Origin of the sequence: Rothia mucilaginosa ATCC 25296 (genome assembly GCF_000175615.1) — a bacterium.
Classification (GTDB): domain Bacteria; phylum Actinomycetota; class Actinomycetes; order Actinomycetales; family Micrococcaceae; genus Rothia; species Rothia mucilaginosa.
Genome location: NZ_ACVO01000016.1, coordinates 42517 through 54810 on the forward strand (window position 1 = coordinate 42517; position 12294 = coordinate 54810).

The window sequence follows — 12294 nt, forward strand, 5'->3', positions numbered from 1 at the left end:
GGCAGGTCCACCGGCTTAGGTGATCACCACAAGAAACTTCTATCGAACCAGGATTTTCGTGACTAACGATGTTCGCCCGGCAACCGGGCCTCAGAAAACCCGTAAGATTAGCGTGATTCAGGACCGCAACCGTGCGACTTTCGCGCATTTCGGCGGCATTCTCGGCATCATCCCTTCCGCTGCGGTTTTCTACGTCAGCCGCAATAACGCGCCCTTCGCTGAGCAGGAGGCTCGCGAGGCAATGAACTTCACCCTCCTGCCCTCCATTGCTCTGGTGGCGCTGTGGGTTGTGTCGTTCCTGCCCGGCATGGGCAACATTGCCATGGTTCTGGGTGCGCTCGTGTGGCTGTTCATGGCTATTGCGTCGCTGCGTGCCGGTATTGAGGTGAATCGCGGTGAGCCGTACAGCTACCGTATGAACCCGCGCCTGCTGGACCGCTTCTACTCCACCGAGAACGCAGAATCCGCAGAATCCTAAGAACTGCCGGTCCTAAACCGCGCTGATAGCTTTTACATTTGAACGCCCCGCACGTTGTGTGTGGGGCGTTCTACGTTTAAATGGGGCTTCTTTGCCTAGTGCGCGTGAATTGCCGCAAACTCTACCGAATGGTGCTGTAGATAATCGTTGTTAAACGATCGTGGGCCCCTGTTACCAGGAGCCCACAACCGTATTCACTCAACTTCAGCAAAGACGAGAACACGCTGTTAGACATATACCGTCCTGCCATGACCTATTATGGCACAGCGTAACCTTCAACCACAACTTGAAATTGGGTGTTTTGGAAAAATTTTTCTCGGGAAAGTAATCGAAAAATACGCACTCCAAAAGTGGCATGAAAGAGTGGAAAATTCTTTCAGCTAGTCCAGCACAAATGCGAACAATTAGCACACCGGTGTAAGGTGTGATCCTCCCCCAAAGTCCCTCCAAATAGCCCCGAAAAATTTTTTTAAAAGTTTTTTGAGACCCGCAAAAACACCCCGAAATCACCGAAATATTACGGCAATACCGGGGCGCACGCCATTCGCAGGCTGTGTTAGAGAAAAGCATCAAGTGGAGCTACGACAGACCAGAACCGGAACGCCGCCCCGATTGAAAAGCCCCTTGTCAGACCAATGTTTCTTAGTGCTCCTCGTGCTCTTCAGGGACCTCCGGGAGCAGCTCACGGGTGACCGCATCGCCCAGTAGGCGGCCCTTGAGGGTTAGTCGCACGTGGGATTCAGGGTCAGGTTCAGCTTGAGAATTCAAAGCATCAGGTTCAATCAGAGCATGAGAAATCAGCCAGCGCAAGGAGGCGCCCAGCTGTGCCTCATCGTGCACGGCGAGCAGCTCGCGCATCGCCAAGCCCTCACGCACACGGATCATGAGCATAATCGTCTCAAAAGCACGAGTGGCGGTGTCCAGCACTTCACGTGCTGCCGCCGGGGACTCCCCCGCACGCACCTTCTGCGCGTAGGGCACCGGGTGCTTCACGTTCCACCAGCGGGTACCGTTCACGTGCGAGTGTGCGCCGGGACCGATGCCCCACCAGTCCTGGTTGCGCCAGTAGGCGAGGTTGTGGTCGCTGCGGGTGTCCTCGCTGCGCGAGTAGTTGGAGACCTCGTACCAGTTGTAGCCGGCTTCGGTGAGCAGCTCCTCGGCGAGCAGGTACATGTCCGCCATGAGGTCTTCGTCGGGCATGGTGTACTCGCCGCGGCGGATCTGGGCGGCAAGCTTGGTGCCGTCCTCCACGATCAGAGAGTACGCGGAAATATGGTCCGGCTCGTAGGAAATTGCGGCGCGAACACTTTGCTCCCACTGCTGCTGGCTCTCCCCCGGCGAACCGTAAATCAGGTCCACGGACACCTGCAGGCCGACCTCCTTGGCCCAGGCGACGACCTTCGGCACGTTGGAGGGTGTGTGGGTGCGGTCGAGTACCTGTAGCACCTCGGGGACGACAGACTGCATGCCGAAGGATACGCGGGTGAAGCCACCGTCCTTGAGGGTTTGCAGGTCTTCGCGGGTGACGGAGTCGGGGTTCGCTTCGGTGGTGACTTCTGCGCCCTCGACGAGGCCGAATACGTCGATGGCTGCCTGCAGGATGCGTACGAGGTCGCGGGCGGGCAGTTTGGTGGGGGTGCCGCCTCCGAAGAAGACGGTGTGCATGGGGCGTTTTGCGACGCCGGATGCCTCGAGGGTGCGGGCGGCGAAGAGGATTTCTGCGATGGCGTCGGCGGCGTAGGTGCCGAGGCCGATGCCGTCGCCGAAGTCTTCGGTGGCGTAGGTGTTGAAGTCGCAGTAGCCGCAGCGTACGGAGCAGAAGGGGATGTGTACGTAGAGGCTGAAGTCGCGGGTTTCGCATCCTGCCGCGCTGGTGGCGGGGATGCGCCCGTCGCGGGGTGCGGGGGCGCCGGTGGGCTGGGCGGGCATTCTGCCTCCTGGAACTAGGTGTAGAGGTCGGGGGATCAAATATGGGCACCGCGCATGCGGCTACGCGAGTAGTATCAGCGGGCGGGTAACATCAACAGACAGCGTGCAGAGAACCCGGCGGTACACGAGGCACCAGCCGGGTTCTCCACAATCAACAGGTCAGCACACAGCCGGAAAAGCTACAGCAGCGAAAGGCTACTTCTTCTTTTCCTTCTCCTCGCTCGAAGACAGTGCCGCAATGAAGGCTTCCTGCGGAACCTCCACACGACCGACCATCTTCATGCGCTTCTTGCCTTCCTTCTGCTTCTCCAGCAGCTTACGCTTACGCGAAATATCGCCACCGTAACACTTCGAAAGAACGTCCTTACGCATCGCACGAATATTCTCGCGGGCAATAATACGCGAACCGATAGCCGCCTGAATCGGCACCTCAAACTGCTGGCGAGGAATCAGTTCACGCAGCTTAGAAGTCATCATCAGGCCGTACGAGTACGCCTTATCGCGGTGAGTAATGGCGCTGAACGCATCCACCTTCTCACCCTGCAGCAGGATGTCGACCTTCACCAGGTCAGCCTCTTCCTCGCCGTCGAACTTCCAGTCCAGCGACGCATAACCGCGGGTACGGGACTTCAACTGATCGAAGAAGTCGAACACGATCTCCGCCAGGGGCAGGCGGTAACGCATCTCCACACGATCCTCGGACAGGTAATCCATGCCGCCGATCTGGCCGCGGCGAGCCTGGCACAGCTCCATAATCGCGCCAATGTACTCGCTCGGGGCAATAATCGTACACGCCACCATGGGCTCGCGAATCGTCGCGACCTTACCCTCGGGGAATTCGCTCGGATTGGTCACGCGCTTAGCGTTGCCAGCCTCGTCCACCACGTCGTAAATAACGTTCGGCGCGGTCGAAATCAGGTCCAGGTTGAACTCGCGTTCCAGGCGCTCACGCACAATCTCCAGGTGCAGCAGACCCAGGAAGCCACAGCGGAAACCGAAGCCCAGCGCGGCAGAAGTCTCCGGCTCGTAAATCAGCGCGGCATCGTTGAGCTTCAGCTTATCCAGCGCGTCACGCAGCGCCGGGTAGTCCGAACCGTCAATCGGGAACAGGCCAGAGAACACCATCGGCTTGGGGTCCTCGTAACCGCCCAGGGACTCCTGCGCAGGCTTCGCGGCGGAGGTGACGGTATCACCCACACGGGACTGACGGACGTCCTTCACACCGGTAATGAGGTAACCCACCTCGCCCACGCCCAGGCCCTTCGAGGGCACAGGCTCAGGGGAAATCACGCCGATTTCGAGCAGGTCATGCTCAGCGCCGGTGGACATCATCTTAATCTTCTGACGCGGCTGCAGGCTACCGTCCACAACACGCACATAGGTGACCACGCCGCGGTACGAGTCGTACACCGAGTCAAAAATCATGGCACGCGCCGGGGCGGATGCGTCACCCTGCGGGGCGGGAATCGCCTCCACAATACGGTCCAGCAGAGCCTCAACACCCTCACCGGTCTTACCCGATACGCGCAGAACCTCGTCCGGTTCGCAACCAATCAGGTTCGCCAGCTCCTCAGCGTACTTATCGGGCTGAGCCGCGGGAAGGTCAATCTTGTTCAGCACCGGGATGATGGTCAGGTCGTTCTCCATCGCCAGGTACAGGTTCGCAAGGGTCTGAGCCTCAATACCCTGGGCGGCGTCCACGAGCAGAAGCGCACCCTCACACGCAGCCAGGGAGCGGGACACCTCATAGGTGAAGTCCACGTGGCCGGGGGTGTCAATCATATTCAGCGCGTAGGAGGTGCCGTCAACGTCCCAGGGCATGCGCACGGCCTGGGACTTAATGGTGATACCGCGTTCACGTTCAATGTCCATGCGGTCCAGGTACTGCGCCTTCATATCGCGCGGGGCAACCACGCCGGTGGCCTGCAGCATACGGTCTGCGAGGGTGGACTTACCGTGGTCAATGTGGGCGATAATGCAGAAGTTGCGAATAATCGCGGGGTCGGTCGCCGCCGGAACGGGCGGGTTCTTCGACATGGGTGCCAATCACATCATCCTTTCGAGATGCTGGCTGCGGGTATGGGCATAGCTACCTATCATTTTCCCATACCCGCGCCATATGTGCGAACGGACCTAACGTTCCGAAGAATCCTCCGCGGAATCCGCACCATCATCGGCAGGGTTTACGCCCTCGGAGGCGCCGCTGAGGGAATCCAGGTAGCCCTCAATATCCTCGGCAATCACCTCGCCGGAGACAGTGCGCAGAGTCGAATCCATCTTCTGCTCAATCTCACGCACCAGCTCAACCTTCTCGTAGTCCTTCGCCATTTCTTCGGCGAGCTCCGCCTCCCACTCATCAGCGTGGGTGCGCAGGCGGTCGTACTCCTCCGACTCGACCTTGATACCGAGGATGACTTCCAGCGCCTCGATCAGGCTCACAACCGCGCGCGGGTTCTGCTGGTCAAAGCTCAGATACCCCGGGATGCTCATACGCAACATAACCGAGGAACGCAGGCCGTGCTCGGCGGCGAGCGCAGACATCGCCATCGTCACCGAGGTAGAACCGGTGTAGTCCTCGTGCAGAATACCGGGGATTGCCGCCAGCTTCTCGTCGTGAGTGGTCAGCGTGTACGGGTACGGGCGGGTGTGCGCCACCTCATCCTCGAAGGTCTCAACGAAGATCGCGTGGTCCACGTGGAGCTTCTTCACGTACTTGAAGAAGCGGGTCATGAACCGCAGCAGGCACAGGCTGGGAGCGGGGCCGGTCACCACGAGCAGGCGCAGGCGACGCTCCGGGATAGTGACCATGTTGTAGAACATCTTGGGCCACACCAGAACCGTGGATTCGGAGTCGTCGCTGTTCTGCAGCTGCGGGGCGACGGAAGCATAGTCGTAGAAGTCGTCCATGTCGAAGCCGGGGCTCTCGTCGCACGGGTCGAACGCGCGGTGAATCACGTCGAGGGCGTCCTCACCGTTGCCCGGGGGTTCCTTCGCGGAGTTGAAGCCGACCAGCATGACGGTCGTGTAGTTGTCCTCCTCGGAGGATTCGCCCAGGCCCAGCTTGCCGAGCAGTCCCTTCTTCGCGGGCTGTTCTGTGGAGGCGGGCTTGGCGAAAGCGTCAAAGAGTCGGGCGGGAGGGAAGTTCGGCTGGCTCATCATTGTCCTTAGCTCGTGGTCGGTTCACCGGGTACATGGGGGTGTATGGAATGTTCCCGGTAAACCATCGGTGGTTGTGTAGTGTGTATCGGCGGTGTTCACTCCCCCGGTGCCGTCTATACGGCACTATTGCTAGGGCGCGGGCGGTGTGCGGTACCGCCGATAGTTCCCACTATACGGGCTCCCGCGCGACCCGCAAGCGGTTTCGTCACCGGGCGGGCGCCTCCCCAAATCTGGGCGTCATAAAACCACGGCGTGCGGGCATAGCAAAAGGCACCCCGCCACTTAGCAGGATGCCTTCTGCAAGGGTAACAATGCTGCTGAGGCAATTAGCTTCTGAACTGATTACGCGGGGACCTAACGTAGCCTGCAAATAGGTTTGCCCCAAGTAATTTCACATCTTCCAGATACGGACGCATGATGCTGGCAGTTTCATAAGACATCAGAGTGGTTATCCTGATCAAGCTCCGTTTATTGGGGGAAACGGTGGAATTCTCTCTGGGATAAGAACCTCACCAGCTGCGGTACGCTCATCATACTCGCGTGCGATAGTGCGCATTTGGACATGCGACCCCCGCTTAAAGCGCTCCTCAAGAACCCATTGGCGTTTCATGGCTTCAGCCTTATTAGCTGGTGCCGGTGGCGTAATCTTAGTTACGCAGAAGGTGATAGGGTCGCTCAGCGTCGGAGGAATTTTTTCAGGTTCCATGTGAGTATTCTAGTCCAGCTTCTTACTGAGTTCTGTTGGCATGGTACACATGCACCGCATCTTTAGGGGTTCCTTCTGGGCATAGCAAAAGGCACCCCGCCACTTAGCAGGATGCCCTTCACAAAAGTTATTGGAGTTAACCGGTGGTGCCTCCGGTGTCTTCTAGACCGAAGCATAAAGCCGCGGCCGCCCGAGCGTTATTGCCGCACCATTAGGTGAGACTCAGGGTTTCAGAGGGGTCGTTTAACTCCTTGAGCCCAAGTATACACGATAAAGAAACCCCCTGCATTCCCCTTAGAGGAGGGGGAACACAGGGGGTCTCTGCCCTTAAACCAGAGAGGTACTCACGTACCCCGCAAGTTTTAGAAAGCCTTGTTTACCAGCGCAGCAAGACCGGACTTCTTGTTTGCAGCGGTCTTCTTGTGCAGAACACCCTTGGAAACAGCCTTGTCCAGCTTACGGTTCACAAAACGCAGAGCCTCAACAGCAGCTTCCTTGTTCTGTGCCTCAACAGCAGCCTTGACCTTGCGGGTCGCGGTCTTCAGCTCGGACTTTACAGCGTTGTTACGCAGGCGAGCCTTCTCGTTGGTGAGGATACGCTTCTTCTGAGACTTAATGTTAGCCACAATTAAACTTTCTGTTTTGTCTTATTGGTCGGTGAGGGCGACGCTGGCCGATCATCGACTGAGCGGCGTGGGGATGCCTATGGCAACCGGCCAGCAGTGCCCGATGACCATCGGACACTCAACCACACATAATACCAGATGAACATCCTCCACGACAGACCCCCGCGGAAAGAAAAATACTGTGAAAACCACTACACGCAGCCTCCACATCCGGCGCAGATAATCCGCACCGGTCGCCGGTGAAACTACCGGCACAGGGCGTTAGCCGTTATGGCGAGTCCATGCACGCTCAATCAGGCGGAACGTATCCTCCGGCATAATCGCACCCTCACGGCGCATCGAATCCGGGCGAACACGAATCACACGGTTCAGCTTCACCTCAGAGGCGCGGCCCTGCGGATCCCACGGACCCGAACCAATATCAAGGTAGTTCGAATCAGCGTGCTCACGGTTATTGTGATCCTTGCTGGTCATCATCAGCGCCAGCAGGTACTCACCGTCACGACCCACCAGAAGCACCGGGCGGTCCTTACCCTGCGAGTGGTCCTCCTCGAAAGGAACCCACGTCCACACGATTTCACCCGGGTCAGCGTCGCCGTCCAGGGAGGGCGAGTACTCAAAGTTGATTATGTCGCGGTAATCGCCCGGGTAATCCGAACCGTCGGATGCGCCGGTCGAAGCCGGTGCGGAAGGCTTAGGTGCCGAGGAAGACTTCGAGGCGCTCGGCTTAGGCGCCGAAGAGCCGGAGGTACGAGCCTCACGCTGACGAGATTCATCCTTGCGGGACTCACTCTTCTGGGAGGACTCGGAGCCGCCCTTAGACGCAGTAGCGTCGTTGAGGGCATCCTCTGCCGCCTTCTGCAGGAAGGGCAGCAGGGCAAAGAAAATTTTCTTCAGAATTTCGAGCATGGGCTCTATTATGCACTACAGGCGCGGAGGTAGAGCAATCGCCAAAACAGCCTGCTCCACCGCATACACAGCGTCCTGCGACTCGCCCTTCAGCTGCGCGTCCGCATCAGCCAGAAGCTGCACAATATGCGCCAACTGGGCGCCGGTAAAACGGCGGCCGTCACGCTGAGCCTGCTCAACCTGCCACGGTGACATACCCACCTCACGCGCCAGCTCGTTAGCGCTCATACGCACGTGGTGCACGCGCGCAATATTGCGGATACGCATGGCGAGCGCACCCAGCATCGGAATCGGCTCCGTGCCGGTGGCGAGGGAGTGGCGGAGCAGACGCAAAGCCTCCGGGGCGTTACCGGAAATCGCGGCGTCACTGACGCGGAACGCGGTGACTTCGGTGCGGCCGCCGTAGTAGCGGTTCACCGTCTCCTCGGTAATCTCGCCGGGTACGTCTGAGAGCAGCTGCTGGCAGGCGGCGGCAAGCTCCGCAGTGTCGGAGGCGGCGGCAGTCAGCAACGCCAGGGCGCCGCCGGTAATGGGGCGCTGAGAGGCGGCAAACTCCCCCGCCAAGAACTCGCTCTTCTCCCGGTCGGTCTTGAGCGCCTTGCAGTTAATGAGCACGAACTGGGAGCGCACCAGGTCGATGAGCTTCTTGCCGCGGTTACCGCCCGAGTGGTTCAGAATGAGCATGATGTCCGGCTCGGGGGCGTTCAGGTAGGCGAGCGTATCGGTCAAAAACTCGTCACTCATGGAGGCTACGTTCTCAACCTCAATGATCTTTGCCGAACCGAACAGGGAGGGCGAAGCGTGCAGAATCAGCTCCCCCGCCGTGTAGGTGGCGGCGTTAATCTGAACGCGGTCCACCTCCGGGTGGATGCTGCGGAACAGCTCACGCAGGCGTGCCGCGGCACGGGAGGCGAAGTACTCTTCGGGGCCGTAGAGCATGACGGCGGGCGCCGGGGTGACGGTACGCCACGCGGTGTCGAGGGCGGGGCCGCCTCGGCGGGCGTAGCCTCGGGAACCAGCACGCTGGGTTGAACGCTTACGCTCGGACACGCTTATCACTCGCCTTTATCTGCAGGGTATGGGCTGAACTCGGCCCCGCTGCGCACGAGGTGCTGCGCGGGTAGAGTCTCGAATATCCATCATAGCGTTTTCTTCTCAGATGCCTCCTAGCGGTGGTTAGCGGTAGTCGGTCAGAGGTAGATGCCCACGGTTAGATACCCAGGGTTAGCTAGTCAGGAACGAGCGGGCTGATGGGAGCGCGCGGTGCGCGGTACCACCCGCAAATACTGCCGGTGCGTGACCGCACGGTAGCGGCGTGCATCCACCCACCACAGGGCAATGCTCAACGCCAGCACGCAGAGGGCGCTACACACCACCGCCGGGACACTCGAACCGGGCTCCCACGGGTTACCCGGCGCATGCGCGGCAGTGTGTGCCGCCCACTCGATGCCCTGCGCGGCAAGGCCACCGGCACGCAGGCACAGATCCGCCGCAGTGGGCAGACCCAGGAGCATGAATCCGAGCGCAACCAGCCCGGCGAGCATACTCAGCGGTGCCAAAGGAGCCGCAACCAGGTTCGCAGGAACCGAGTAGAGCGGCACCTTACCGCTCATCGCCAAAATCAGCGGGGTGCACCACAGGGACGCCACAATCGGCGCGGCGAGCATTTCCGCGCAGAACACCGGCATGACGCGCATGAGCAGACGAATCAGCGGCGGGCCCAGCAGAATCAACGCGGAGGTTGCCGTCACCGACAGGGCGAACCCCATATCCACGGCGAGGTGCGGGGCGGCAAGCAGACACATCAGCGCCGTTGTTTGCAGCGCCGCCAAGGACTGGCGACCCGAACCGCGCAGCATCGCGTAAGCACCGAGCAGACCCATGGCGAGGGAACGAATTACGGAACCCTCAGAGTCCAGCAGCATGGCGTAGGCGAGCACCGCCGCGACCCCGCACAGCACCATGACGCGGTGCGGAATGGCGAGGGTGCTCAGCCGGTGCACGAGAGGCGGCAGAGCGTGGGCATTTGGCGAGGTAGGTTGTTGAGGGTGGGCGGGGCGGCGAGAACGAGCCGCGCCTCTCCCCCGCAACCGCTTCATCCAAGAACGAAGCAACAGGTACGCGCTGGCGAGGCGGTACGGGCGAACCGCCAACACCAGCCGGTACGCACCCAAAAACACAATGGCAATATTCGCCCCGGACACCGCCGTAATATGGCTGAGCCCGCTGAGCTTATACTCCTCCCGCGCGGTGGAACTCATCAGCGAATCATCCCCGTAGGCGGTGCCCAAAACCAGCGCCGCCGACTCCGTGCCAAGGGCATCCAGGGCGCGGGCGCGCAGCTGCTCCTTGACCGTGGACAGGTACGGCTCCGCCGCCGTCTGGGCGGTAGCATTCGATCCAGCACCGGAGGCGGGCGCGGGAAAAATAGTTGCGCCGCTCAGTTTCGCCGTGGAACCGTTAAACTCCACCGTACCGAGGGCGGTCACCTTCATGCCCGGATAAATTGCCTGTGAGCGCGCGGTGCCGCTCCCCTGCTGCTGAGCGGCCGCGCTCGCCGCCGAACGTGCCTCTAGACGCTGCGCGGTACTCTTTGCCGAACCGTCACGCCGGTACACGCGCACCCGCTCATTCACCAGCGCACGCACGCTCCGCCCCTGAATTTCCTCCAGCTTAATAACCACCAGAGTAGTTCGCGGATCCACGCGGCGAACCTGCTCCACCGTGCCATTCAGACGAAGCGAGGCACCCTGCGCCTGCTGTAGGGTGGCGCGGGATGCATCCACCCCCGTAGCGCACAAAAGCACCGCCTGAACCGTCACGATACACGCCAGAAAAACCAGCTGACCGGTCGTGCGAAAGAGCAGGCTGTAGGGCATCACCGCACGCGGCGGAAAGAACAACAGAATCGCCAGGCACCCCAGCAGAGCAATGAGCACACACGCCAGCGGATGCACCACCCGCCACGTGCCCACCGTCAGCGCCGCCGCGGTGAAAGCCCACAGCGCCAGCACCGTGAAACTCAGGCGAAGGTCCAGGTGAATGAGGCTTCCCTGGGCGCGTAGCTCCTGCTCATCGCGGCGGGTACGCCACCGTTCAGCACCGATGCTCCAGCGGTAGCGGGCACGGTCATACGCCGTAGCCGCAGACCGGGTGAGGCGCCGGGTGAGGCGCAAGGAACCGGGAAAGAGCTCCCGCTCCCCTGCCTGCTGGCGGTTCTGCAAGCGGTTCGGCCTGCGCATTAGACCGTCACCAGCGGGCGCAGATTCTCCAGCATCGACGGACCAATGCCGGGCACCGCATCCAACTCATCTACGCTACGGAAACCGCCGTGCGCCTCACGCCAGGCGATAATGCGCTGAGCCATCGCCGGACCAATACGCGGCAGGGTCTGCAGCTCCTCAGCGGTGGCGGTGTTAATGTTCACCGGGGTTGAGCCCTTCTGTGCGCTACCTGCAGGAGTTAGCGTGCGTGCAGGCTGAGGCTGAGTGCCACCCTGAGAAGCGCCGTTCTGCGCTGCACCATTCGCCGCGTTACCCTGACCCGTATTTGCCGTGCCACCATTGGGCTGAATCTGCGCCGGAGCAGCCGTCTCACCACGATGCGGCACATAAATCTGCACCCCGTCACTGAGCGCACCGGCAAGATTCACGCGGTCCAGGTCAGCATCCGCGGCGGCACCGGAGGCGGCGGCAATCGCATCCACGGCACGACCCTGCGCGGGCAGAGTGTACACCCCGGGGTTGTTCACGGCACCCGCCACGTGCACCCGCACGGTAGCCTCACCGGAGGCGCCACCCTGCGCAGATTCACTCGGGTTAGCGCCCGGCTGGGCAGTAGATTGAGTAGCGGACTGGGTGCCGGGGCTCTGCTGTGCGCCCACCGCCTGCACCGACTCGGCGGAAGCACTCGGGGAGGCGACCTGCTCGGCACGCGGCGCCGCCGAAAACTGGGTCACACCCCACACCACGGCAACCAACGCCAACACCGCCACCAAAAGCAACACGCGCGGCGACAAGCCCCAACGGGCACTGCGGGTGGTGCCGGGCTGATCAGCCTGCTCCCACTCCGCCCAATCGTCCACCTCGTTCCAATCGGGCTGCTGATCCCAGTCAGCCCAACCATTCGACTCCGGCTGGGATGCCGCGGGCTCGGCAGGTGTTTCTTCGGCAGGCGCCTCCGCGGGCGTTACCTCAGCGGCAATAGCCAGAGGTACGGTGTCCTCAGCATCCGGCGCACCGTTCTTGCGGGCGCGCGGGCTACGGTAGAGGCTGTTCATCAGGGAGCGGGCGCTACGCTGCGCACCGCCCTGCTGAGTTATGCCGCCCTGCTGGGCTGCACTCTCCTGCACAGGGCTCTGTACAGCGTTCTGCTTGTGGTTGGGGGTCATGCTCGTCATACCCCTACCCTAGGCTCACGCGCGCGAACGTACGGGCGCACGCAAAGAACCTGTGGATAACTCCCCTCGCACAACGCGAAAGGGGCCA

At 61.1% G+C, this 12294-nt stretch carries 9 protein-coding genes; 1 reads left to right on the forward strand and 8 read right to left on the reverse strand.

What is annotated here, in order from left to right; genetic code table 11:
* The first annotated feature begins 58 nt into the window (after positions 1 to 58).
* Positions 59 to 478 carry a DUF4870 domain-containing protein gene (locus ROTMU0001_RS06050; RefSeq protein WP_005508694.1) on the forward strand — a complete coding sequence of 140 codons (420 nt, stop codon included), beginning with the start codon at positions 59 to 61 and terminating at the stop codon, positions 476 to 478.
* Between the two features lie 642 nt (positions 479 to 1120).
* Here the strand turns inward: ROTMU0001_RS06050 and hemW are convergent.
* The 8 genes from hemW to ROTMU0001_RS06090 all read right to left on the reverse strand — a co-directional run bounded on the left by hemW (position 1121) and on the right by ROTMU0001_RS06090 (position 12206).
* Positions 1121 to 2407 (reverse strand): radical SAM family heme chaperone HemW, encoded by a 1287-nt coding sequence (hemW, locus tag ROTMU0001_RS06055; protein ID WP_005508697.1) that lies wholly within the window; start codon positions 2405 to 2407, stop codon positions 1121 to 1123.
* A gap of 195 nt (positions 2408 to 2602) precedes the next feature.
* Complete coding sequence (gene lepA / locus ROTMU0001_RS06060) at positions 2603 to 4444, reverse strand: translation elongation factor 4 (protein ID WP_371260001.1); 1842 nt, start codon at positions 4442 to 4444, stop codon at positions 2603 to 2605.
* A gap of 96 nt (positions 4445 to 4540) precedes the next feature.
* Positions 4541 to 5566, reverse strand: coding sequence for a PAC2 family protein (locus ROTMU0001_RS06065; RefSeq protein ID WP_245534289.1), 1026 nt, complete (start codon positions 5564 to 5566; stop codon positions 4541 to 4543).
* Between the two features lie 1068 nt (positions 5567 to 6634).
* Positions 6635 to 6898 carry a 30S ribosomal protein S20 gene (rpsT, locus tag ROTMU0001_RS06070; protein WP_005508699.1) on the reverse strand — a complete coding sequence of 88 codons (264 nt, stop codon included), beginning with the start codon at positions 6896 to 6898 and terminating at the stop codon, positions 6635 to 6637.
* Positions 6899 to 7159: 261 nt separating this feature from the next.
* Complete coding sequence (locus ROTMU0001_RS06075) at positions 7160 to 7807, reverse strand: type II toxin-antitoxin system PemK/MazF family toxin (RefSeq protein ID WP_005508700.1); 648 nt, start codon at positions 7805 to 7807, stop codon at positions 7160 to 7162.
* 15 nt (positions 7808 to 7822) lie between these two features.
* The gene (gene holA, locus ROTMU0001_RS06080) at positions 7823 to 8857 is read right to left on the reverse strand and encodes a DNA polymerase III subunit delta (protein WP_005508701.1); all 1035 of its coding nucleotides are present in this window, start codon (positions 8855 to 8857) and stop codon (positions 7823 to 7825) included.
* A 182-nt stretch (positions 8858 to 9039) separates the two neighbouring features.
* Positions 9040 to 11049, reverse strand: coding sequence for a ComEC/Rec2 family competence protein (locus ROTMU0001_RS06085; RefSeq protein ID WP_005508702.1), 2010 nt, complete (start codon positions 11047 to 11049; stop codon positions 9040 to 9042).
* Positions 11049 to 12206: a ComEA family DNA-binding protein gene (locus ROTMU0001_RS06090; protein WP_044142719.1), complete on the reverse strand. Its 1158-nt coding sequence runs from the start codon at positions 12204 to 12206 to the stop codon at positions 11049 to 11051. Before ROTMU0001_RS06090 ends, ROTMU0001_RS06085 begins: the two co-directional genes overlap by 1 nt.
* Between the last annotated feature and the right edge of the window lie 88 nt (positions 12207 to 12294).